At 44.0% G+C, this 22381-nt stretch carries 22 protein-coding genes; 13 read left to right on the top strand and 9 right to left on the bottom strand.

What is annotated here, in order from left to right; translation table 11 throughout:
* Both ADH67_RS12590 and ADH67_RS12585 read right to left on the bottom strand, forming a co-directional pair.
* Positions 1–533 (bottom strand): FAD-dependent oxidoreductase (locus ADH67_RS12590; protein WP_143597751.1); only part of this gene is annotated, 533 nt, incomplete at its 3' end.
* Between the two features lie 100 nt (positions 534–633).
* Complete coding sequence (locus ADH67_RS12585) at positions 634–1449, bottom strand: class I SAM-dependent methyltransferase (protein ID WP_066591659.1); 816 nt, start codon at positions 1447–1449, stop codon at positions 634–636.
* Positions 1450–1664: 215 nt separating this feature from the next.
* Here ADH67_RS12585 and ypfJ point away from each other — a divergent pair, with 215 nt between their 5' ends.
* Positions 1665–2525 carry a KPN_02809 family neutral zinc metallopeptidase gene (gene ypfJ / locus ADH67_RS12580; RefSeq protein ID WP_066591662.1) on the top strand — a complete coding sequence of 287 codons (861 nt, stop codon included), beginning with the start codon at positions 1665–1667 and terminating at the stop codon, positions 2523–2525.
* Between the two features lie 203 nt (positions 2526–2728).
* On the opposite strand, the gene ADH67_RS12575 is transcribed toward ypfJ, so the two are convergent.
* Complete coding sequence (locus tag ADH67_RS12575) at positions 2729–3064, bottom strand: cytochrome c3 family protein (RefSeq protein ID WP_066591665.1); 336 nt, start codon at positions 3062–3064, stop codon at positions 2729–2731.
* Positions 3065–3076: 12 nt separating this feature from the next.
* Positions 3077–4558: an FAD-dependent oxidoreductase gene (locus ADH67_RS12570; protein ID WP_066591667.1), complete on the bottom strand. Its 1482-nt coding sequence runs from the start codon at positions 4556–4558 to the stop codon at positions 3077–3079.
* Between the two features lie 164 nt (positions 4559–4722).
* On the opposite strand from ADH67_RS12570, the gene ADH67_RS12565 reads away from it, so the two are divergent.
* Positions 4723–5625: a MurR/RpiR family transcriptional regulator gene (locus ADH67_RS12565; RefSeq protein ID WP_066591670.1), complete on the top strand. Its 903-nt coding sequence runs from the start codon at positions 4723–4725 to the stop codon at positions 5623–5625.
* Entirely contained in the window at positions 5516–6802 is a 1287-nt protein-coding gene (locus ADH67_RS12560; protein ID WP_336581159.1) for a DUF401 family protein, read from the top strand. Before ADH67_RS12565 ends, ADH67_RS12560 begins: the two co-directional genes overlap by 110 nt.
* Before the next feature lie 233 nt (positions 6803–7035).
* Here the strand turns inward: ADH67_RS12560 and ADH67_RS12555 are convergent, their stop codons facing one another.
* The gene (locus tag ADH67_RS12555; protein WP_066591677.1) at positions 7036–8238 is read right to left on the bottom strand and encodes an aminotransferase-like domain-containing protein; all 1203 of its coding nucleotides are present in this window, start codon (positions 8236–8238) and stop codon (positions 7036–7038) included.
* Positions 8239–8404: 166 nt separating this feature from the next.
* Here ADH67_RS12555 and htpG point away from each other — a divergent pair, with 166 nt between their 5' ends.
* Entirely contained in the window at positions 8405–10306 is a 1902-nt protein-coding gene (gene htpG / locus ADH67_RS12550) for a molecular chaperone HtpG (RefSeq protein WP_066591679.1), read from the top strand.
* 193 nt (positions 10307–10499) lie between these two features.
* Complete coding sequence (locus tag ADH67_RS12545; RefSeq protein ID WP_066591682.1) at positions 10500–11258, top strand: spermine/spermidine synthase domain-containing protein; 759 nt, start codon at positions 10500–10502, stop codon at positions 11256–11258.
* Between the two features lie 90 nt (positions 11259–11348).
* On the opposite strand, the gene nth is transcribed toward ADH67_RS12545, so the two are convergent.
* The 4 genes from nth to fdxA are packed head-to-tail and all read right to left on the bottom strand — an operon-like array spanning position 11349 to position 13710.
* The gene (nth, locus tag ADH67_RS12540) at positions 11349–12026 is read right to left on the bottom strand and encodes an endonuclease III (RefSeq protein WP_066591685.1); all 678 of its coding nucleotides are present in this window, start codon (positions 12024–12026) and stop codon (positions 11349–11351) included.
* The gene (locus tag ADH67_RS12535; protein ID WP_236578471.1) at positions 12023–12589 is read right to left on the bottom strand and encodes an RnfABCDGE type electron transport complex subunit B; all 567 of its coding nucleotides are present in this window, start codon (positions 12587–12589) and stop codon (positions 12023–12025) included. The genes nth and ADH67_RS12535 overlap by 4 nt, the downstream gene beginning before the upstream one ends.
* A 12-nt stretch (positions 12590–12601) precedes the next feature.
* A complete protein-coding gene (locus ADH67_RS12530; protein ID WP_066591687.1) occupies positions 12602–13381 on the bottom strand; it encodes a ferredoxin--NADP reductase in 780 nt (259 codons plus the stop codon).
* A complete protein-coding gene (gene fdxA, locus ADH67_RS12525) occupies positions 13378–13710 on the bottom strand; it encodes a ferredoxin FdxA (RefSeq protein WP_066591691.1) in 333 nt (110 codons plus the stop codon). Before fdxA ends, ADH67_RS12530 begins: the two co-directional genes overlap by 4 nt.
* A 256-nt stretch (positions 13711–13966) precedes the next feature.
* On the opposite strand from fdxA, the gene pncB reads away from it, so the two are divergent.
* The 8 genes from pncB (at position 13967) to kdsA (ending at position 22365) form a co-directional block, all read left to right on the top strand.
* The gene (gene pncB / locus ADH67_RS12520) at positions 13967–15163 is read left to right on the top strand and encodes a nicotinate phosphoribosyltransferase (RefSeq protein ID WP_066591699.1); all 1197 of its coding nucleotides are present in this window, start codon (positions 13967–13969) and stop codon (positions 15161–15163) included.
* A gap of 22 nt (positions 15164–15185) precedes the next feature.
* Positions 15186–16604: a sodium:proton antiporter gene (locus tag ADH67_RS12515; RefSeq protein ID WP_066591702.1), complete on the top strand. Its 1419-nt coding sequence runs from the start codon at positions 15186–15188 to the stop codon at positions 16602–16604.
* A gap of 204 nt (positions 16605–16808) precedes the next feature.
* Positions 16809–18245 carry an FAD-dependent oxidoreductase gene (locus ADH67_RS12510; RefSeq protein WP_236578472.1) on the top strand — a complete coding sequence of 479 codons (1437 nt, stop codon included), beginning with the start codon at positions 16809–16811 and terminating at the stop codon, positions 18243–18245.
* 64 nt (positions 18246–18309) lie between these two features.
* On the top strand, positions 18310–18462 hold the full coding sequence (locus tag ADH67_RS13570) for a hypothetical protein (protein ID WP_201415709.1): 153 nt from the start codon (positions 18310–18312) through the stop codon (positions 18460–18462).
* A gap of 6 nt (positions 18463–18468) precedes the next feature.
* Positions 18469–18642: a cytochrome c3 family protein gene (locus ADH67_RS13565; protein ID WP_255202384.1), complete on the top strand. Its 174-nt coding sequence runs from the start codon at positions 18469–18471 to the stop codon at positions 18640–18642.
* Between the two features lie 281 nt (positions 18643–18923).
* The gene (locus ADH67_RS12500) at positions 18924–19568 is read left to right on the top strand and encodes a DJ-1 family glyoxalase III (RefSeq protein WP_201415713.1); all 645 of its coding nucleotides are present in this window, start codon (positions 18924–18926) and stop codon (positions 19566–19568) included.
* 292 nt (positions 19569–19860) lie between these two features.
* Positions 19861–21501: a CTP synthase gene (locus ADH67_RS12495; protein WP_066591703.1), complete on the top strand. Its 1641-nt coding sequence runs from the start codon at positions 19861–19863 to the stop codon at positions 21499–21501.
* A 6-nt stretch (positions 21502–21507) separates the two neighbouring features.
* Positions 21508–22365 carry a 3-deoxy-8-phosphooctulonate synthase gene (gene kdsA / locus ADH67_RS12490; RefSeq protein ID WP_066591705.1) on the top strand — a complete coding sequence of 286 codons (858 nt, stop codon included), beginning with the start codon at positions 21508–21510 and terminating at the stop codon, positions 22363–22365.
* Positions 22366–22381: the final 16 nt, after the last annotated feature.

The following is a 22381-nucleotide window of genomic DNA, read 5'->3' as shown; positions in this document are numbered from 1 at the left end:
TACAGTTTAGAAAAGGCCCTGCGAACCGCATCTGGAACGTAGGGATGTTTACTGGAACCGCCTTGGTGCCGAACGGCATGCCAGGTGGTGTGAGAGGGACGGGTAATAACCGGCCCTACTCGATTCAGCCATTCAACACTTTCAGGAACTTTTTCACAAAGTGTCTTTACCAACTCCGGATCTGCTCTATTGTCACCGGCGGCAAGAGTCTGTTCAGTATGCAGTTGAGGAGAGTCTTTGACTCCAGCTTTCTTGTAGTCAGCTTCAATTGCAGCATTCAAACCTCCGCCGGAAACCATTGTATTTCCGCCGGGAAAAGGTAATTTTTCCAAAACGACGGTATTAGCACCTTTTTCTTTTGCGACAATGCCGGCTGATAAGCCTGCACCTCCGGATCCAATGACGATGACGTCATAAGTCTTGTCCCAGGCCTGAGGAACTGAGCACAAATCAGCAGCAGAGGCTAAAGAAGGAAGGGAAGCGAAAGGAGCAATTATCGAACTTGCTAGAAGCTGTCTTCTATTGATTGTCATATTATTCTCCAGGAATACAGGTCGGGTTTTCTCTCCCGACAGTAACTATTTTAAGTATCAGGTTCCCCTTTTTAAATCCCATATTAAAGGTAACCTCTTGCTACCTTCTCTCGGGGGCTAACGTCTTTTTTGTACTGAGTTGCAGTTCTAAGGTATCTCTGATTTTTATTGCTCCGCCATGATTGTTAATTGCTTCTTCAATGTTTGAAAAGAATTCGCTTCTAATAGGTTCTTTGAGAGCAATGTGATCGGAATAGGTGCCCAGAAGACCAACATATTCTTTTGCAGAAAAGGTTCGAATCCTTCGGAAGAGAAAATAACGGCAGTCCTGAAAGCCGTACTTCTTAGCGGTTTCTGCTTTTACCTTTGCATTTTCTTCTGTGAACCCGCTGAACTTATTTTTCTTGTTTTTCCAGAAGAAATAAAAATACTTATCGTAGAGCCTGTTGAGTTCCGAGCCAAGTTCCGGATTTTCAATGTACGGATCCGGATGGTTAGAAAACTGCGAAAAGATGCCGTTCTTCTTGAGTAGTGAAAAAACTTTCGTGTAACCCAACACTTCAGGAATCCAATGGAATGCCGTTGCGGAGTAAATTAAGTCAAAAGACTCTTTCGGGAGAGATACGTCCTCGAATTTGCCGGAAATTAGGTGCAAGTTTGGATAGTTGGAGAACTTTTCCTTGCAAACGTCAGCAAGATTTATACCCGGCTCAATTGCTATCAGCTGGCAGCCGGTCGCTAAGAAAGGAAGTGTGGCTTGCCCGGTTCCGATTCCTATTTCCAAAACCTGACTTGTTGAATTAAGAGAGCACGACGCAAATATCTCACGGTAAAGTTCAGGTACGTAGTTAGGACGAAACTTTTCGTAGTTCTGCCCAACAGTATCAAAAGAAGAAGCTAATTCATTAAATGTCATTTTGGATCCGTTGGTGCCTCAGTAGGTTCAGCACTTCTGATAATTGCATATCCAAGTCTTCTCGTGTAAAACTTCTTCATAAAAATGGCCAACTTGCAATCTTCTCTATTCCCAATAACAGACAGTGCTTTTAGTTCCGTTTTGGGGTTTTCCCGTAATATTCTTTTAAGGAGGTGATTACAATTGGTAATTAGATAATCGTGTCAGAGGCAATTATGCGGTGGCAAGGACGAGAAACAAGCAATAACGTTGAAGACAGACGAGGCCAATCCGGATTTGGCGGAGGTATGAACCTGCCTAAAGGAAAAATGGGTTTGGCTGTATTGGCGGTTGTTCTTGTGGCTGGTTATTTCGGCATCGATCTAACGCCTGTCTTAGAATTTGGATCTGATCCCGCAACTTATTCAAATCAAACATATAAACCAACGGCAGAGGAACAGCAGTTAGCTAATTTCTCCTCCGTTGCCTTGAAGAGCACTGAAGATACTTGGAGCAAGCTCTTTAAGAATTCAGGTAAGAATTATGTGCCTCCCAAAATGGTTCTTTATTCCGGTTCAACTCAAACGGCATGCGGTTACGGACAAGCTGCTATGGGACCTTTCTACTGTCCGTCTGACAACAAACTCTACGTTGACTTGTCTTTCTATAAAGATATGCAGAGAAACTTAGGCGGAGGCGGAGATTTTGCTCTCGGTTATGTCTTAGCTCATGAAGTTGGCCATCACGTCCAGAACTTATTGGGCATTGCCGACCAAGTCCGCCAAGAACAATCTCGCGTTTCTCAAAAACAAGCTAACCAACTTTCAGTAATGCTTGAGCTTCAAGCAGACTGCTTAGCCGGGGTTTGGGGACACGATATGAATAAACAAGGCATCCTCGAACAGGGTGACCTGGAGAAAGCATTAAGAACAGCTGCGGCAATCGGAGACGATAGACTGCAGAAACAAAGCACGGGAAGGGTGGTGCCGGACAGCTTTACTCATGGTACTTCGGAACAGCGTTACAAATGGTTCAAAGTCGGATTCGATTCCGGTAATCCTGAAATGTGCAATACCTTTAAATCCGGTCTCAGATGATATTTAACTCCAATTGAATTTCCTGGCAAGGTTTTCGAGTTCTCTCAACCGGTAAGCATCGTCGAAGTTCTGGCGATGCTTTTTCCTTAATCTTTCCGATAATTACGGACAATGTTCGGTTGAGAAAATCGTCTCCAAAGAAAAATTTATTTCAGAAGAAAGAATCGGGGACTGCCAGAATAAACCGACAGTCCCAAAACGACTTACTTCACATTTAATTTAATCTTGTGACAAGTGGCGCACATATTAACCGGGGTACTATGACCTTTGTGACATTCTTCACAAGGCTGATCTCCCATGTGTGTGTAATGAGGATTGGGCTTCAGACTAGAAGTTTTTTGTTTTAATGCTTCATAGTCGCCATGGCACTTTTGGCATTGGGAGGTTGGAACGGTTTGTGCCGGAGGGTTTTCTGTATGGCATGCTGCACAGGTGTTGCCTTTTTGAACGTGTCGGTCAGCTAACATGTCTGGAGCTGCACTTGCCTGTAGGGCCAAAAAGGCAAACGCAGAGAAAATAATTGATTTTAATAATTTCATTTGTCTCTCCTTTTATTTAGCAGTGTTGATGGCGTGACGAGCTCCGATGCGCCCCATTGCAATACCGCTGCTGATTTGGCTTCCGGCGATATCTTCTGCGTACCAGAGACCACCGGAAGCATTTCCGGCGGCATACAATCCAGGAATAGGTTTGTCATCGACATCCACCACCTGAGCATGTTTATTTATCTTCGGTCCCCCGAAAGTTGCGGCAATTCCGCCGCTCATTGGAATCGCATAGAAAGGAGCTGTGGCTATCGGGTGAGCTTTTTTGCGATTGTGCGGAGGAACAAGGGATGGTCCTTTTCCTTCAGAGATGGCCTTATTAAATACTTTTACGGAGTTAACTAAATTTGCTTTGTTAATGCCCGCTTTATCTGCCAGCTCTTCAATAGTATTTGCTTCATATACCGGGCTGTTTAAACGTTTAAAGCGGTCAAGTAATTTAGTGAGAATATTGTCTTCGTCATTGGTTTTGATGTCGCAAATAATGAAAGTTCTGTTATCCGGAGTTACCTGAGGCAGCAATTTGGAGCGCATGGCTTGACCTAAGCTTTCATCTACGCATCTCTTTCCGTCTTTACCGACGATCATGCCGTAAGCAGAATTGCTGACGCGGGCCGGATTGGCATGAGTCTCAGGAACGATAGGACCTGCATAAAATTCGGTCATGTTAACGAGTTTGGCGCCCAAAGGACGAGTCATCATTATATTTTCGCCGGTATTTCTCAGAGAACCGCGAATTTTCAAATTTGCGGCCCAAGGTCCCATGTACATGGTTCTCATTTCCTCATTGGCGGAGAATCCTCCGGTCGCAATCATTACACCTTTTTCAGCCCAATAAATTTTGAAGCCGTTCGGGCCGCGAGTTTTGACGCCAATGACTCTGCCGTTGTCGTTAGTAATTAGTTCGTAGGCTTTTGTATTGACATGAATTGGAAGACCAATTTTCTTTGCAACGGCTAGCATTCTGCGCATCAAAATGGAACCGCCGGTCGTTCCGTCTGTGGTCATATAAAACTGTCTTGAAAGTTTTGGATGAGGGAGATCTTTCTTTAACTTTAGCGGTGTTCCAATATCGATTAACCAATCAATTGCTGGGCCTGACTCCAAAGCAAAAGCTTCTATTGCGTCTCTGTCTCCCATTCCTTGGGTTTCATGCATTTGATCATTTACGAATTTTTCCAATGTGTCGCCCAGGCCTTTTTGCTCACGGCTGCTGAAAGCACAAAGCGTGCCTGACGCATACATAGTGTTGCCGTCTGGGCGGGGAGCTTTCTCCAGTAGGACAGTACTGGCGCCAGCCTGTTTGGCTTCAATGGCAGCGGCTAAACCGGCAGCGCCTGCTCCAATCACGACAAAATCAAATTTTTCACTGTTATCTTTTTTTGCTTGTTCTTTAACAGGTTCCGCAGCTATGTTCTGATTTAAACTGAAAACACCGAGGACCGCTGCTGAAGAAGCTAAAAATTTTCTTCTGAGAATTGAGGACATAAGTTTTCCTTGATAAAAACATTGTTTTTGAAATAAAAATGACGATTTATATTTCATTTGAAATGATAATGCAAAAAATTATTTCATTATTACAGGATATACCCTAGTATTAGTGGAAAATTAGGAAAAGATTTTTAAAATTATGAAATAAATATTTCGTAAAAATGGAAAATAAAGAAAATCAAGAAATTGGAATTGGAAAAATTCCTGCTTTTATTCGAAAAATTGAAGCAAAAATACCTGAATTATCTCGCCAGCATAAGCAAGTTGCGAACTATTTAATTCATAACCTAATTCATGCTTCTTACCTCAACACTGCCCAGCTGGCGGAAGAGGCCGGAGTCAGTCCTGCTACTGTTGTGCGCTTTGCTACGGAAATGGGCTATAAGGGATTTCCTGACATGAAAAAGGAGTTGCGGTGGACTGCACAAGTTTCATTAGAGGGAAAAGCGGTTTTAGAAGTGGATCCACAGAAGTCCTCTAACGCTTTGCAAACCTCAATATCTGTGGCGCAACAGATGCTTCAAAATCTGGCAGACAACCGTGATGATGTGGCATTTTCTCAAGCTGTTAATTTGATTTTCCAAGCAAGAAAAGTAGTGGTTTTCGGGCATAAAGCAAGTTTTGGAGTCGCTGCTCACTGCGCTTATGTCTTATCAAAAGTACATTTTGATGTCAGCCACGTCCTTGGCACTAATTCTTTTGATTCTTTCTCTAAATTAGATGATCTTGATCACCAAGATGTAGCCGTTGTTTTTATGGTCATTCAATATCCCACAGCTACATTGAATTTGATGAGAATGCTGGCCAAGCGCGGTGTCAAAATAGTTCTTGTTTCAGATTTTAAAACAGTACCTGAAGCCTCTTTGGCTTCTGTCGCACTCTTAGTGAGCATTAGTTTTGTTGGTTGCTTTGATGTTGTAACACCATTGCTTGTAGTGGCGGATGCTCTTGCTTATGGTGTCTATAGAAAGGACGAAGAGAAAGCAAAGCGAAGACTCCTACGATTTAACCGTTTTAACGAAGAGGATCAGGCCTTCCGTCAAGTCTGCCGTTTTGCTGACTAAAATGAAGTTTCTCTCTTTGTTCGTAAAGTTGCCGGGAACGATATTTCTATTGGCGGGGCTGATTTTTATTTTATCGACATCCCACTCTTTGGATCTTCATCAGTCTTTTTTTAAATTCTCATTATCTTGGGTCTTTTGGTATCCATTGGCGCTTCTGTATTTTGTCGGTGTAATTGAAGCATTGTTAAACTCTTCAAGAGCTTTACAAAAATTTTCGTATTGGCTTGAAGAAAGATTTCCTAACTCGTTGTCTTTAGTTCTTTTAACGTCAGTGCTTGGAATACTACCGGCCATAGGAGGGGCACTTTTTTCAAGTGCACTCGTCAAAAATATAGGGGAAGGAACTTCAGCTAAGGATCTTCAGCTCGCTGAAATCAATTTTTGGTTCCGACATTTTCATGTTTTCATTAATCCTTTGATCCCTGGAGTCGTACTGACAGCTGCTTTAACTGAAGTATCGATATTTCAACTTATGTTGGTTTTGGCTCCACTGGGAGTCCTAAGCTTTCTAACGGGTTGGTATTGGTTTATTTCTCCAATTGACTTTAAGAGTACATTTTCCTGGCAGCCGCTTAGACTTAACAAAAGTTTTTATATCTCAAGTTTTGTCATATTTGTTGGGACTGTCCTGTCATTGCTTTTCTTCAAAAACTCTTTGATTTTCTTCCTATTTTGGTGTACTGGCTTTACTGCCGTTCTAAGTTTAAAAATCTTAGGTTTTAAAAGAGTTGTGGCTTGCTTTGTTCCATCGGCAAAATTGTTGAAAATTCTCTGGGACGTATCGGGTGTCCTAATCTTTGCTTTTATGTTGAGAGAGGGAGGCCTTAACGAATTAATCTTAAACTGGACAACGACTTCCGTTCTTCCTATGCTGTTCATGCTGAGTGTAGGGATATTTTTTATGGGTCTCATTACTGGAATTTGCCACGCCTACGTTGCTCTTTTAATGCCGATAGCTGCCTTGTTTTATTCCCACGATCCTCTGATTATCGGCTTTCTTTTAGGTGTTGGCTTGAGTTCTCAATTTCTCACCCCGTCTCATCTATGTTTGATAGTTACCTCCGAATACTTTGATGTTCCTGTTAAAAAACTAATCGCAGGATGTATTCCACCGCTGACAGTTGCTTTTGTCGGATGGAGTGCAATTTTGGCTGTGATCTACGAGATTTGGAGGTGAAAACTGCTTCCTCAAGCCTATAAGATCTGTAGACTTTCTTTTGTTTTCTGCTTCTCAGTCAGGGTCAAATTAGCCTTAGGGAACTCTTGGAATTTCAATTTTTTAGTTTGGCCGATGAAAGCGGATAACACAACTGTGAATTTTTAATTTCAAAATTAATCAGAAGAATCAAAAAGTTTCGAACCATAATGGAAGAAATAAAAATGAGCGACTGTGCCGCTCATTCTTAAAAGTTATTGACCTAGCTTTTCCTTGAGCAATTCCCCAAGCGTCTTGATGCCTTCCTCAATTTTTGCTGGAGGAACCGTAACAAAGGACAATCTCATCGAGTTGTATTTTTCCTTTCCAACGGTATAGAAAGCAGATCCCGGAACGAAAGCAACCTTGCGTGCAACGGCTTCTTTCATAAGTTCGTCGGTATTGATGCTTTCCGGGAGCGTTACCCAAATAAACATGCCGCCGTCAGGTTTTGTCCATGTAACTCCCTCTTTCGGAAAATATTGGTCCATGGCTTTAAGCATGTACTCGCATTGGGTTTTATAGATTTCTCTGACGGCCGGAAGGTGTGTTGTCATCAAACCGTCTTCCATGATTTGAGCCGTGATGAGCTGAGTAAAGGTAGAAGTATTCAAATCTACCGCTTGTTTAAGCTGCGTGAGAGGAGCAATAGCTTCCTTCGGACCGACAACATAGCCTAAGCGGAAGCCCGGTGCCAAAACCTTGGAGAAGGTTCCCAAAGAAATAGTCCTTTCCGGTGCGTACAGTCTCATTGACGGAGGCGGTTCTTGGTCGTAATAAAGTTCGCCGTATGGATTGTCATCAATAATCCAGAAGTCATATTCTCGGGCTTTTTCTGCGAGTTTCTTTCTTCTTTCAACCGATAGTGTCAATCCGGTTGGATTTTGGAATGTTGTAATGACATAGGCGAAACGAATGTTTTTGAATTCCGGGCCAATCAAGTCTGGATTAAGACCATGCTCGTCAGTTGGGATTTCAATGTATTTCGGTTCATAAAGATCAAAGGCTTGAATGGCACCAAGGTAACTGGGGCTTTCAACAGCCACTAGGGAACCTTTGTCAATATATGCCATGCCTAGGAGATCAAGCGCTTGTTGGGATCCGGATACAATCTGGATTTCATCCGCTTGAGCAGGAACGCCTTTTGAATTGATGTATTTACCAATTTGATCGATTAAAGGTTTCTCTCCGACCGTCGAACTATATTGAAGAGCCAAGGCACCTTCTTTTTCTAGGACAGTCTGAGTAGCTTTCTCGACTTCCTTAATAGGAAAGCTTTTCGGGGAGGGAAGGCCGCCGGCAAAAGAAATAATGTCTGCTTGACCTGCAAGCTTCAAAAGATCGCCGATGATGGAATTAGTAGAATTTAATACCCTCTGCGACTTTGGGGGTGTTTGATTTTTAGTTTCCGAGTTCATTCTCGCATTCGATTGGTTAAAACAATTAAAAACATATCTCAGGAGTTACACATTTTGTGATTCCCCGTTTTTGTTAGTCTAATTCCAATATTCGCCAAATATCTTGAAAAATACTTAGAAATCCCCAAATAGAAATCATCGGGAAAATTTAAAAGGAATAAAAGAAATGAGTGAACAAAAAAAGGAAACCTTAGGTTTTCAGACCGAAGTTAAACAAATGCTGCACCTCATGGTGCATTCGCTGTATTCAAACCGCGAAATTTTCTTAAGAGAACTTATTTCTAACGCCTCTGACGCTATCGATAAGCTCAAGTTCGAAGCCATCAAAAAACCGGAATTATTATCTCAGGATCCTCATCCTTCCATCCGAATCGGCGTAGATGAAACTGCTCAAACCATTACTATCAGCGATGACGGTATCGGTATGACTCGAGAAGAAGTCATTTCTCATTTGGGTACGATTGCTAAAAGCGGAACTAAAGAGTTCTTTGCTAATCTTTCCGGAGACCAAAAGAAGGATGCACAGCTTATCGGTCAGTTCGGCGTTGGTTTTTATTCTTCTTTCATCGTTGCCGATAAAGTAACCGTTGTTACACGCAAAGCCGGAGATCCTGCTGATTCCGCTACTCTTTGGGAAAGCAACGGTGAGGGTGAATTCACTGTAGAAAATACAAAACGGGATCATTTCGGTACGGACGTTATTCTTCACATCAAGAGTGAAGACAGAGACTTGGTCAGCAAGTTCAGACTCCGCAATATTCTCACTAAGTACTCCGACCATATCTCTACTCCGATTTTGATGGGTAAAGACGAATATAAAGATGACAAAGTCGTCGACACTGGAGAATGGGAAGCTATCAACCAAGGTGCGGCTTTGTGGGCGCGTCCGAAATCTGAAATTACTGAAGATCAGTACAAAGAGTTCTACCATCATGTTTCACACGATCCAAGCGATCCTTTGACTTGGACGCACAACAAAGTAGAAGGCAAGAACGAATATATCCAATTGCTTTACGTCCCAAGTGCTGCGCCTTTCGATCTTTGGGACAGAGAACACGTTAACGGCGTGAAACTTTACGTGAAACGCGTCTTCATCATGGACGATGCCTCCCAGTTGATGCCTAAATATCTCCGCTTTATCCGCGGCGTAATCGATTCTGAAGATCTTCCTTTGAATGTCAGCCGTGAAATTCTTCAACAGTCCAGAGACTTGAAGACAATTCGCGATGGCTCTACAAAGCGTGTTCTTTCCATGCTTGAAGATTTGGCAGCCAGCAGAGCTGCAGACTACGACAAATTCTGGGCTTTGTTCGGAAATGTCTTGAAAGAAGGTATGGGAGAAGACCCTGCCAACAGAGAAAGAATTCAGAAGCTGTTGAGATTTGTTTCTACAGCCACTGAGGGCAAACAGACCGCTACATTAGAAGGCTATCTCGCCAGAATGAAGACAGGCCAGAACAGCATCTATTATGTTACCGGCGACACACCGGAAGCCGCCGCTAAGAGTCCGTTGCTTGAACTCTTCAAGAAAAAGGATGTTGAAGTTCTCCTTATGGGAGGCCCAATCGATGAATGGCTCATGCAGTTCATGACTGAATTCGAAGGCAAGTCTTTTGTCAATATTTCTAAGGGAGATTTGGACCTAGGCGATCTATCTGACAAGAACGAAAAAGAAGAAAAGGAAAAACTTCAAGTTGAATTCAAGCCTTTGATTGATAAGTTCAAGGAGGCCTTAGGTTCTTCCGTTCAGGACGTCCGCATGACATTAAGACTGACGGATTCTCCGGCATGTATCGTTAATGATGAAAACGCTTTAAATCCGGCTTTTGTCAGAATGATGAAGATGGCCGGACAGGAAGTTCCTGAAAGTAAGCCGATTCTGGAATTGAATCCGAATAATCCTTTGGTTGCTCGTTTGCAGGAAAAGAATGCTTTCTCTCCGGATTGGGCAAAACTCTTGTTAGAGCAAGCACAGTTAATGGAAGGTGAAACTCTGGAAGACCCTGCAGGATTTGTCCAAAGAATGAATACCATGTTGGTTGATTCAATGCATGCTAAAGGCAATTAATCCTACTGACTATATAAATTAAATTCATGTACGCCTCTTCTCCGCTCCAGAGAGGAGGCAAATTTTTTATCTTCGAGTAAACAAAAGATCTTGTTTATCGAATATGGTTCCACTGAAAGGAGTCTTCTTGGAGCTTCTATAATTCTTCCTCAAATTTGATTAGTGGCATCCAGTTTTTTCCAAAGGCATATTGATGGCAAAGAAAAAAGTAAGAACACCGGTAGATTTTTCAGAATTGGGTGGTTATAGATATTTGCATTTTGGCTCTGAATGGATTCAAGGAGGGATGCAGATTAATCGTCCCTACCGTCTTGCTCTTGAGTATCAGCAGTCTATGATGGCGTTGGCTCTGTTCGAACCTCATCCTAAGGAAATTCTGCAACTAGGTCTGGGGGCCGCAGGCTTTGCCAAATTCACTTGGAAATATCTGCCTGAAGCTAAAACTACAGTCGTGGAAATTTCTGAAGATGTATATATGGCCTGCAGGATGTGGTTCAAGCTGCCCGAAGAAGATGACCATCTGAAGATTGTGTTTGAAGACTGCAAGAAATATCTTTTTGAGGGAAATTTCGAACCTGTCGATTGGCTTTTGGTCGATATTTACGATGCAGAAGCTTGGGGTCCGGTTTACGATGATGTGCCTTTCTATCGTCTTTGCAGGAAAGCACTTCGAGAGGGAGGAGTTGCCAGTTTTAATTTATTCGGAGGCGAAGATTTCGAAAAAAGTTACAAGGCGATTTCTGAGGCATTTTACGGTCAAGTGCTTATCATGCCCGAAGTTCAAGAAGGGAACCGCATTGTGATCGCCTCTAAAGGTGAAAAGAAGGATTATTCCATTGAACAATTGAAAGAGCGAGCCGCAGAAATTCAAGCTCGCCTGAAGGTTCCTGCCAAGAAATGGATAAAGATGCTGCAGAAAGAGAACTCTCTTTCTAATGAGTTCAAGTTTTAGACTCTCTAGATATCTCAGCTTTTCAGTTAATCTGCCGGAGCATAGTCAATAGAAAAGAGGCTTTTTTAGGCCTCTTTTCTGCCTCGAAGCTCACGTACCGGGCTTCATTTGTTTGACTTTTTTCTTCTCTGGTTTTTCAAGAAGCTTTTCTTTATATTCGCAGAGGTCTTTAATCGGACAGCGCCAGCATTCGGGAGCTCTGGCTTTGCAGATGTAGCGGCCGAGAAGAATAAACCAGTGATGAGCATTGACGCGGTATTCTAAAGGCGTATACCGTTCCATTTTGATTTGAACTTGCTCAGGTGTTTTTCCGGTTGCGTATTTTGTGCGGTTGGCAACGCGGAAAACGTGCGTATCCACAGCGATTTTCGGCTCACCGAAAGCGACGTTCATCACCACGCTGGCGGTTTTCTTGCCAACGCCCGGAAGCTCAACAAGCTTGTCAAATTCTTGAGGAACTTGACTGTGGTACTTATCAACTAAGGTTTGGCATAGTTCCATCACATTTTTGGTCTTAGTTCTGAAAAGTCCAATCTTCTTGATGTGGTCAAGAAAGGTTTCCGGGCCCATCTCCAACAGCTTTTCCGGAGTGTTGGCGATAGGAAAAATATGCCGGGTCGATTCATTGACACTTTTGTCGGTGGCCTGAGCAGAAAGAACAACAGCAATTAACAACTCAAAAGGAGTGGAATATTCCAATTCGCTTTTCGGGTCAGGATTGTCCGCTTGGAGCACCTTTAAAATCTCTATTCTTTTTGCCTGATTCATTGTTTCTTGTTTAAAAGCTTTGCAAGGAGATCTTTCTTAGCCGCTGCTGATCCTTTGGCATTGAGCTTGGCCTCTTTTTCTTCTTCTATCTGCTTTCTGCGCAGATTCCGGGTATTAAACCTTTGTCTGGAACGGTTTTTATCTTCCTCGGTCCATTCTCTATTCGCTGGCTCCATATCAATGCAGTCCATTGGACAGGCTATCTGACAAAGACAGCATCCTGTGCAAAAAACAGGATCTACTTGATGCATATGTTTTGGAGAACCAATGATGGCATCGGTGGGGCAGGCCGTAACACAGAGTTTGCATCCGATGCAAAGCTTTGGATTAATTACGGCCGTTTCAAAGGGAACATGCTCTCCGCAAGATTGATCCAACGGCAGGATCTCCAACTCTAATAAAGAAGCAAGCTTGCGGATGCCGGCGTCTCCTCCGGGAGGACAGCGGTTTATTTTTTCTCCGCTAACGATGGCTTTGGCATATTCCAGACAGCCTTTATGACCGCATTGTTCGCACTGCGTCTGCGGAAGAATGCTGTCAACCTTTAGAACTAATTGATCCATAAAGAAAGATGGTTACCAGAGGTTTTCAGCGAGAAGGTTTCCGGGCTGTCCCCTGCGCGGAGACACGAATCCTTTGGTTTTAAGGACATTTCGAGCGGATTTCAGCATTTCTGGATTACCGCATAAAAGAACACGGGATTTAACCGGATCTAACTTGCGTTCTGCGGTTGCTTCTAAATCACCGTTTTCAATTAAAGCAGGAATTCTTTGAGATAAGAACTGTGTGGCTTCGCGGGTAATCACGGGAACATAACAGAAAGAATTATTTGGATTGGCACCGAATCTAGAATCGTCCGTAAATTTCTGAATGAGATTGGTGTATGCCAAGTCTTCGGAATATCTGACGGAGTGAACCAAGACGATGTTCGGCCATTGCTTCCAAACAGATTCGTCCTGAAGAATAGACATGAAAGGCGCCAAGCCGGTACCGGAGGAGATGCACCATAACGTATTTCCTCCCGGAATTCTTTCCGGAAGCATAGAGCCCCAAAGTTCCGGCTCTAAGTAACAGGATTGTCCCGGCTCTAAAGCCGTCAGCGCACTGGAAACTCTTCCTCCTTGAACTTCAACAATAAAGAATTCTAAAAAAGGATCTTCCGGAAGAGACGCCATAGAGTAGGGACGACCCTCGTAAGCAGCACCCTCAGCGAAATCTTTTTCGATTCCTAAACGAACAAATTGTCCGGGCTTAAAAGTAAAAGAATCCGGCTTCTCAAATCTCAGAGAAACTAATCCTTCTCTCCAGACTTGCTTCTGGAGAAGCTTAATGGGTACTGCTTTTTGAGGAATCATTCGGGTTCCTTTTTAAGATATTGGCGTTTAACCAACACGTCGCGCCATTCTTCTGCTTCGTCAGTATGAGGCTTCATGCGGGTGATGGAAGGCCAAACTCTTGCTAATTCTGCATTCAAGGCGATAAATTCCTGTTGATCTTCGGGAACGTCTTCTTCAGCCATAATGGCGTTAGTCGGACATTCCGGAATGCAAACTGCACAGTCAATGCATTCATCTGGATCGATGACTAAGAAATTCGGACCTTCTCTGAAGCAGTCGACAGGACAGACGTCAACGCAGTCGGTGTATTTGCAGAGAATGCAAGGTTCGGTGACAACGTGTGCCATTTAATTATTTCTCCAACTTGTAAGTTTTTAAGATTAAGCTCTTTATTTTAAAACTTTGACGAGATATCTTTTTTGTCTGATTGCAAAAAAGTAGGTTCAAAGGAGGTATTTTTATCGAGCGGGCACTTTTTTCGGTAAATGTCTGTAATTCACATTATGAGAAAATCTTTCTCCTAAAAGAAAGTAATCTCTCATTCCTCCGTTAGTATATTGAAAACATTAGAATGACCGCACAACAATTCAGGCAGATTACTACATGATCATAAATTCTCTTCTAGATACCGACTTGTATAAATTTACGATGATGCAGTGTGTGCTTCATCAATTTCCCGGTGCACAAGTTGAATATAAATTTAAGTGCAGAAATGAAGGGACGGATCTTCAAGCTGTTTTGCCGGAAATCAGAGAAGAAATCGAAAACCTATGTACTCTTCAATTCAAGCCCGAAGAGCTTGAGTATCTTTCTAAGCTGCGCTTTATTAAAAGCGATTTTGTAGATTTTCTAGAACTTTTCCGCCTCAATAAAGCCCGTATTGAAGCTTACCCGGCAGCCGGAAGTAAGACTGATATTGAAATTCGCATTAAAGGGCCTTGGCTTCACACAATTATGTTTGAGATTCCTGTGTTGGCCATCGTGGGAGAATGCTATTACCAGAAGTTCTATCCGGTTCCCGATTTAGAGGAAGGGAGAAGGCGTTTAGCAGAAAAAATTCAACTGATTAAGGATCTGCCTAATGGTTCTCCGGGTCTGACAATCTCAGAGTATGGGACTAGAAGAAGATTTTCGAAGGCGTGGCAGCTCGAAGTGATTCGAACTTTGAGAGAACAACTTGGTAACAAATTTGTAGGAACTAGTAACGTATACTTCGCGATGACCGAAGGATTAACCCCATTGGGAACAATGGCGCACGAATATCTTCAGGCGTGTCAGGCTCTCGGGCCGCGTTTGAGAGATTCACAGACGTATGCCTTTGAAATGTGGGCTAAAGAGTACAGAGGAGACCTGGGGATTGCTCTTTCAGATGTTTTCGGAATGAAGGCCTTTTTGTCAGATTTCGATATGTATTTCTGCAAATTGTTTGACGGGGCCAGACATGATTCTGGAGATCCTTATATTTGGGGCGAGAAAATCATCGAGCACTACAGGCGCAATCGTTGTGATCCGCGCACGAAGAGCTTGATTTTCTCCGATATGCTGGATATCCCCAAAGTCATTAGTCTCTACAACCGGTTCCATAACAAGATCAATTTAGGTTTTGGCATTGGGACCAACCTGGTTAACGACCTGGGTTATTCTGCATTACAGAACGTCATTAAACTCGTCCGCTGCAACGGACAACCGGTTGCAAAATTGTCCGATTCTCCAAGCAAGAGCATGTGTGAGGACGAATCATATTTGAAGTACTTAAGAGAGGTCTTCGAGCTTGATGAATGTCAAGAGGCGAAGGCTTAATTTTAATTTTTAGGAAGCATTAATGAAATCTTCGACATCTACGGTTTTGGCATCCGCGTTGGTGCTGGGACTTTTGCCGCTTAATGCCCACGCTTCTCTCCCGGGAGCATCTCTTTCTTTATGGTGGGCAGTGCCGTTTGCCGGCATTTTGTTGAGCATCGCTCTGGGACCCTTGCTCTTTGCGCACTTTTGGCATAAGAATTACGGAAAAGTTGCTCTTATGTGGGCAATTCTTTGTGCTGTGCCTCTTTATATTTTCTTCGACAGCACAACCAGTACTCAAGCTCTCGCACATGCTCTCATCGGCGACTATGTGCCGTTTATTATTTTCGTAGGCTCTTTGTACGTGGTAGCCGGCGGTATTCACTTAAGAGGCTCTTTCTTAGGCCGCCCGGTTTTGAATACAGGATTCCTTTTGGTTGGTGCCGTTCTTGCTAACTTCATGGGAACAACAGGCGCTGCAATGCTTCTTATTAGACCTTTGATTGAGGCTAACAAAAAGCGTCACTATCAGATGCACACCTATATTTTCTTCATCTTTATTGTTGCCAACATCGCGGGTTCTCTTACTCCCTTAGGCGATCCCCCGCTGTTTTTGGGCTTCCTTCGCGGCGTAACTTTCTTCTGGACTGCTGAGCATCTTTTGCTTGTCACCGGACTTGCGGTTGGTCTTCTTTTGTGCGTTTACTTTCTTGTTGATACCATCCTCTTCAATAAAGAAGTTAAAGCCAATCCTTCTCTTCTAGAAACGAAAGAGAAGATTCCGTTCGGCATTGAAGGTTCGGTTAACTTTATCCTTCTTGCCTGTATCGTTGGTGCTGTTCTTATGTCCGGTTTCTGGAAGACAGGGGTTGAATACCATGTGCTTGGTGTGCATTTAGCTCTTGAATCCATAATCCGTGACGGAATTTTCTTAACTGCCGGCATCCTTTCTCTTTTACTTACCAGAAAAGAATACCGTGAAGCCAATCAGTTCAGTTGGGAACCGATTCTCGAGGTCGGCAAGCTATTCTTCGGCATCTTCGTGACAATCGTTCCTGTCTTGGAAATGCTTCGAGCAGGCCACGAAGGTGCATTCGCACCGTTAGTTTCTTTGGTAACAGGCGCGGACGGTCAGCCGGTTAATGCAGCATTTTTCTGGCTCACGGGCATGCTTTCCAGCTTCTTGGATAACGCTCCGACTTATCTTGCCTTCTTTAATTTGGCCGGCGGCGACCCTCAGCTCTTGATGACTAAAGAAGCTCACACTTTGATGGCTATCTCTATGGGTGCCGTATTTATGGGCGCGATGACCTACATTGGAAATGCTCCGAACTTTATGGTTGTTTCTATTGTGCAAAACCGAGGAATCAAGATGCCGACATTCTTTGGCTATATGATTTGGTCCTACGGCATACTTATCCCAATCTTCTTAATGCTTACCTGGTTATTCCTTATGTAACCCTAGTATTAAGACAGACTAGCTAATGCTAGTCAAGAACTAGAGCCTTCCAGATGAAAAATTTAGGAGGCTCAAATTTTTTGTACAGAGTTATTGCTTTTTATTTGGTTTGTCAGCAGGAGGAATTCAAATCTTTCATATATGCAACTAATAGAAATCTTTTCAGTAGGTGTTCATAAGAGTAATTGTAACTTCTTGTTTTAATTGAAGAAAAAGTATATTGATGGAATAGATCTTAGCGCTGATGTCGTTATCTTCGAAAAATGCCCGCAGGGCGGCGGCAACACAGCCGTTTCCTCCGGCGGCATGATGATCCCTAACAACAGAGAACGTGCCATCGAATACTTGAGAAAGACATACGATTTTGCCAACAGCGAAAAATATGACGAACTCTTGACTGCTTTCGTTGACGAAGCCATGAAGTCCAAAGACTTCCTTCTTTCCTTGGCTCCGGATCAGAAGGTTTACATCTACGGTCACGCCGGCTTCCAGAGCATTCCTGAATCCGACGCTATCGACAAATGGCGCTTCCGCACTCCGAAAGGACAGAAGACACGCGGCGGTGATATGCTCTTCAATAACTACCGCTACGCTGTTGAAACCGTCAGAAAGATCCCTGTTGTTTACAATGCACGCGGTCTTGAATTGATCACAAGAAACGACGAAGTTCTCGGTGCTTGGATTGAAATCGACGGCAAGAAAGAAGCTGTTAAAGCTAAGAAAGCAGTTGTCCTTGCTACAGGCGGCTACGAATTCGACGACAAGATGCTCTCCAACCATACAATGGGTCAGAAGTTCCATCGCTTAGGCCACCCGGGCAACACCGGTGGCGGCGTCCGCATGGCTCAGGCAGCCGGTGCAGACCTCTGGCACATGAATGCTCTCTCCTGCCCATTGGAACTCGTTGTTCCGGGCTTGAAGACAGCTCTGCAGATCAACATGCTTGCTCCATCTCACATCTATGTTGACCAAGATGGCAAACGCTTCGTTAACGAAAAGATGGACAACCACACCTGCATTTACGGTGTTAACCTTCTTGACGCTGTTAAGCATCGCTATCCGAGAATTCCTTGCTTCGTTATCTTTGATGAAGAAGCCCGCAAACGCGGCCCGATCATCGGCGGTGCAACTTCCGGCTACGCTTTGAACCGGGAAGACTACAAGTGGAGTAAGGACAACAGTGCTGAAATCGAAAAAAGCGTTATCGTCAGCGGTCCGACAATCGAAGAATTGGCTAAGAAGATCAACGTTCCTGCTGAAAACCTTGTTGAAACCGTTAAGAGATGGAATGAACAGATTACAGCCGGTGCCGATAAAGACTTCGGACGTCCTCTTGAAAAGAAAGGCAAAGTTGCTTTCGAAGGACGTGAAGCTCCGATCATCTCCCGTCCAATCGGTGAAGGTCCATACTATGCAGCTGAACTCTATCCGGCCATCCTGAATACCCAGGGCGGCCCGAAGAGAAACAAACTCGGTCAGGTTCTTGATCCGTTCGGCAACCCGATTCCACGTTTGTACAGCGCCGGTGAATTAGGTTCTATGTGGGGCCACATCTACCAGGGTGCTACCAACAACTCCGAAGCGTGCGTATTCGGAAGAATTGCAGGCCACACAGCTGCCGGCGAACAAAACTGGCAATAAGCTCTTCAATAAATTCTTTTAACTAACAAGTGCCGCGCAAGCGGCACTCCTCCCGAGATTTATCATGTTAAAGACCGTTGTTTCCATCTTAGTTTTAGCTTTATCGGCCACGACTTCTTTTGCAGCTGATAAGATGCTCGCTGATCGCCACATGGAAAGAAGCGGTAAGTGCGAAGCATGCCATACCACAATGCCTCCGAAAGCGGTAGCCACTTAGCAGTGTCTGGTTTGCCACGGAAGCTATGAAAAAGTCGCAGCCCGTACCGACAAGAATGACATCAATCCGCACGACTCACACATTGAAAATCCGGATTGTACAAGCTGTCACCGCGGTCACAAGAAAACAGTTCTCTTGTGCGACGAATGCCACGAATTCAGAGAACTTAAGGTTCCTTAATTCAAAGCAGAGCAATTAAGTCTCAGCTATGCTCCTTAAAAGAAGGGACGGATTGAAACTCTAAGTATTTGATCGGTTCTAATTTTCTCCTCGCAAGAATCTGACTGAAAGAAGTATTCATTTTTCTCCTGCAGAAGAGGAAGCGGCGAAAGGGGTGGTTGTTTTTGTTGCTTCCTCTTCATTTCATTCTTTAATAACTTTTCAGCAAGCTGCACTTGGCTTTTATTGAGAAAGCCTTAGAACTTTTGTCGCTCGAAAGCTGAAGCTCTCTGGGTATCAATATGAAAAAACTAGCTATTGTCCTTCTCATGGCTGCTGCAGGTTTATCCGGGACGGCCATGGCAGCCGATAAACCTTCCGTTTTGGTCGTGTTAGCCTCCGGCTTTGAAGAAGGAGAAACCGTGGAAATCCTCGATGTAGTTCGTTGTGGTGGTTTTCCGACCGACAGCGTCAGTATCGCAGGTGAAATGGTTCCTGGCGCTCATAACATCACCATCAAAGCTGACAAAGTTTTAGGTAATGATCTTACGCAGTTTAAAAATTACGACATGATCGTTCTTCCAGGGGGATGGACAGGTGTTGATAATATGCTTTCTGACGAAAGACTTCTTGATTTGGTTCGTCACTATGACCAGTCCGGCAAGTTTGTCGCTGCAATGTGCGCCGCTCCTAACGTCTTAGCAAAGGCAGGCATCCTCAAAGGAAAGACAATGACTGCCTATCCAGGCAAACGCACTGAACCTAACTACAAAGATGCCAACTATGTGAAAGACGTTGTGGTTATTGACGGAAAATTAGTTACAAGTCGCGGTCCCGGAACGGCTCTTCCATTTGCTTTTGCATTGGTGGATGTTTTGGGAGGAGACAGTGCTTTCATTAAAGGACGCTTCCTTTATGACGAAATGAAAGCTTGGCCCGACTGGTAAAATCCTGCGAAAAACCAATAATTTGTTTCTCAGGCTAGCAGTTCGAATGTGAAAATTGCAGTGAAAAGTCTCCTTGGATAATTTCCCTGGAGGCTCTTTTTATTATTAGGACTCAGAATTTTCAATATCCATTTCAAATTCCCATGCTAAATAACATTGTAGGCACGGATGTTGTAATTTATTTTTGAAAAAAGGCTCTCATGGTTTGAAAACGTCCTCCCCCTCGTTATAATGAACGGAATTATATGCACGCCAAAAGCGCGTCTCTTTTTTTTTTCTTTCGGGATTAAGGATGACGAAATTCGTATTTGTGACTGGTGGTGTTGTTTCTTCTCTTGGTAAAGGAATCGCAGCCGCCTCCCTAGCAGCAATACTTGAATCCCGCGGCCTCTCAGTAACAATCATCAAAATGGACCCCTACATCAACGTGGATCCGGGCACAATGAGCCCCTTCCAGCACGGGGAAGTGTTTGTTACGGAAGACGGCGCGGAAACTGATTTGGACTTAGGCCACTATGAGCGTTTTATTACTCCAAAAATGCATAAGGCCAATAACTTTACAACAGGTCAGATCTACCAGAACGTGTTGAGGAAGGAAAGACGCGGTGAATACCTCGGCAAGACCGTTCAGGTCATCCCTCATATCACCAATGAAATTCAAAACTTTATCATTCGCGGTGCTCATGCAGCCGGAGATCCTGATATCGCAATCGTTGAAATCGGCGGTACCGTTGGTGATATCGAATCTTTGCCATTCTTGGAAGCCGTTCGTCAGATGTCCTTGAGGCTAGGAGCAAATAACTCCTGCTTCATCCATTTGACATTGGTTCCTTATATTCCAAGTGCCGGCGAGTTAAAGACAAAGCCGACTCAGCACTCCGTCGGAGAGTTAAGAAAAATCGGTATTCTTCCAAACGTTCTTCTCTGCCGTGCAGACCGTAAGATTCCGGAAGATGAAAAGTCTAAGATCTCTCTGTTCGCTAACGTTCCAATCAACGCTGTCATCTCCGTTTGGGATGTAGACACCATCTACAAAGTTCCAATGATGCTTCACAAACAAGGATTGGATGCGATCGTCTGCAAAACATTGGATATCAACCCGAAACCGGCTGACTTGTCCGCATGGGAAGAAGTTGTAGAGAAACTTGAAAATCCAAAAGACGTAGTCAAAGTTGCCATGATCGGTAAATATGATTTGGCCGACTCTTACAAGTCTTTGAATGAAGCTTTGATCCACGCAGGCATCCATACCGGCCATAAAGTCAAGACTACATTTATCGAAGCCGAAGAACTCGAAAAGAATGGTACCGACTGCCTCAAAGAAATGGACGCTATTCTTGTTCCGGGTGGTTTCGGAAAACGCGGCACGGAAGGCAAGATTTTGGCTATTCAGTATGCCCGTGAAAACAATGTTCCATACCTTGGCATTTGTTTGGGCATGCAGCTTTCCGTAATCGAATTCGCACGTCACGTATGCGGACTTGGCGGAGCTAACTCAACTGAGTTCCAACCTGATACACCGCATCCTGTCGTGGCTCTCATTACCGAATGGCAAGACAGAACCGGCAAGAAGGAAGTTCGGACTGAAGACAGCGATCTCGGCGGTACTATGAGATTGGGTAAACAGGAAGTTCCCGTTAAAGCCGGTACAAAGGCTCATGACATTTATGGCGACGTTGTTGCCGAACGCCATCGTCACCGTTATGAAGTCAATAATTCTTACTGCGATCAGTTCGAAAAGAACGGTTTGGTTATCGCTGCACGTACCCAGGGCGAAAACCTTCCTGAAATTGTTGAACTCCCGCAGAATGACTTCTTTGTCGGCGTCCAGTTCCATCCGGAATTTACTTCTTCTCCGCGTTTCGGCCATAAGCTCTTCAATGCTTTCATCCGCAGCGCTGCTAAATATAGAGACGAACACCACAAGGAATAATTTTTAATGAAACTTTGTAATTTCGAAGTCGGTTTAGATAAGCCGTTTTTTCTCTTCTCCGGTCCGTGTGTGATCGAAAGCGAACAAATGGCTTTAGATATTGCCGGCAAAATGAAAGAAATCACCGATAGACTGGGCATTCCTTATATTTTTAAAGCAAGTTACGATAAAGCAAACCGCTCTTCGGATGCAAGTTTTCGTGGATTAGGAATGGAGAAGGGACTTCAGATTCTCGAAAAAGTAAGAGAGCAAATCGGAGTCTCGGTAGTAACCGATGTTCACACTGCAGAAGAAGTTCCTGCGGTTGCGGCCGTTGTAGACGTACTTCAAACCCCGGCTTTCTTATGCCGTCAGACAGACTTTATTACTGCTTGTGCAGTTAGCGGAAAGCCGGTAAATATCAAGAAGGGCCAGTTCTTGGCACCTCACGATATGAAACAGGTTGTGATGAAAGCCAGACACGCTGCTCAAAAGGCAGGTCTCTCTGAGGATCGTTTCATGGTCTGCGAGAGAGGTGCCTCATTCGGCTACAACAACTTAGTCTCCGATATGAGAAGTTTGGCCATTATGAGAGAGTGCAACGCACCTGTGGTTTTTGACGCTACTCACTCCGTCCAACTTCCCGGCGGCCAAGGAACAAGCTCCGGAGGACAGAGAGAATTCGTGCCTGTATTAGCACGCGCGGCGGTCGCTGCCGGCGTCTCGGGTCTCTTTATGGAAACACATCCCAACCCTGCCTGTGCTAAGAGCGACGGCCCTAATGCCGTTCCTTTGAATAGGATGGAAGAGCTTTTGGAAAGTCTTGTGGCTCTGGATAAAGTGGTAAAGAACAATCCGGTATTTTTAGAAAATAATTTTCGTTAAATTTTATTGAGGACAA

Source organism: Turicimonas muris, assembly GCF_002221595.1.
GTDB classification, from domain to species: domain Bacteria; phylum Pseudomonadota; class Gammaproteobacteria; order Burkholderiales; family Burkholderiaceae_F; genus Turicimonas; species Turicimonas muris.
Note: the sequence above shows the minus strand (reverse complement) of the source record. Positions and strands in the feature narration are given on the sequence as shown.

Coding starts and splice junctions, on each gene's coding strand:
- ADH67_RS12585 (WP_066591659.1), bottom strand. CDS start 1,449: ATGACATTTAATGAATTAGCTTCTTCTTTTGATACTGTTGGGCAGAAC.
- ypfJ (WP_066591662.1), top strand. CDS start 1,665: ATGCGGTGGCAAGGACGAGAAACAAGCAATAACGTTGAAGACAGACGA.
- ADH67_RS12575 (WP_066591665.1), bottom strand. CDS start 3,064: ATGAAATTATTAAAATCAATTATTTTCTCTGCGTTTGCCTTTTTGGCC.
- ADH67_RS12570 (WP_066591667.1), bottom strand. CDS start 4,558: ATGTCCTCAATTCTCAGAAGAAAATTTTTAGCTTCTTCAGCAGCGGTC.
- ADH67_RS12565 (WP_066591670.1), top strand. CDS start 4,723: ATGGAAAATAAAGAAAATCAAGAAATTGGAATTGGAAAAATTCCTGCT.
- ADH67_RS12560 (WP_336581159.1), top strand. CDS start 5,516: ATGGTGTCTATAGAAAGGACGAAGAGAAAGCAAAGCGAAGACTCCTAC.
- ADH67_RS12555 (WP_066591677.1), bottom strand. CDS start 8,238: ATGAACTCGGAAACTAAAAATCAAACACCCCCAAAGTCGCAGAGGGTA.
- htpG (WP_066591679.1), top strand. CDS start 8,405: ATGAGTGAACAAAAAAAGGAAACCTTAGGTTTTCAGACCGAAGTTAAA.
- ADH67_RS12545 (WP_066591682.1), top strand. CDS start 10,500: ATGGCAAAGAAAAAAGTAAGAACACCGGTAGATTTTTCAGAATTGGGT.
- nth (WP_066591685.1), bottom strand. CDS start 12,026: ATGAATCAGGCAAAAAGAATAGAGATTTTAAAGGTGCTCCAAGCGGAC.
- ADH67_RS12535 (WP_236578471.1), bottom strand. CDS start 12,589: ATGGATCAATTAGTTCTAAAGGTTGACAGCATTCTTCCGCAGACGCAG.
- ADH67_RS12530 (WP_066591687.1), bottom strand. CDS start 13,381: ATGATTCCTCAAAAAGCAGTACCCATTAAGCTTCTCCAGAAGCAAGTC.
- fdxA (WP_066591691.1), bottom strand. CDS start 13,710: ATGGCACACGTTGTCACCGAACCTTGCATTCTCTGCAAATACACCGAC.
- pncB (WP_066591699.1), top strand. CDS start 13,967: ATGATCATAAATTCTCTTCTAGATACCGACTTGTATAAATTTACGATG.
- ADH67_RS12515 (WP_066591702.1), top strand. CDS start 15,186: ATGAAATCTTCGACATCTACGGTTTTGGCATCCGCGTTGGTGCTGGGA.
- ADH67_RS13570 (WP_201415709.1), top strand. CDS start 18,310: ATGTTAAAGACCGTTGTTTCCATCTTAGTTTTAGCTTTATCGGCCACG.
- ADH67_RS12500 (WP_201415713.1), top strand. CDS start 18,924: ATGAAAAAACTAGCTATTGTCCTTCTCATGGCTGCTGCAGGTTTATCC.
- ADH67_RS12495 (WP_066591703.1), top strand. CDS start 19,861: ATGACGAAATTCGTATTTGTGACTGGTGGTGTTGTTTCTTCTCTTGGT.
- kdsA (WP_066591705.1), top strand. CDS start 21,508: ATGAAACTTTGTAATTTCGAAGTCGGTTTAGATAAGCCGTTTTTTCTC.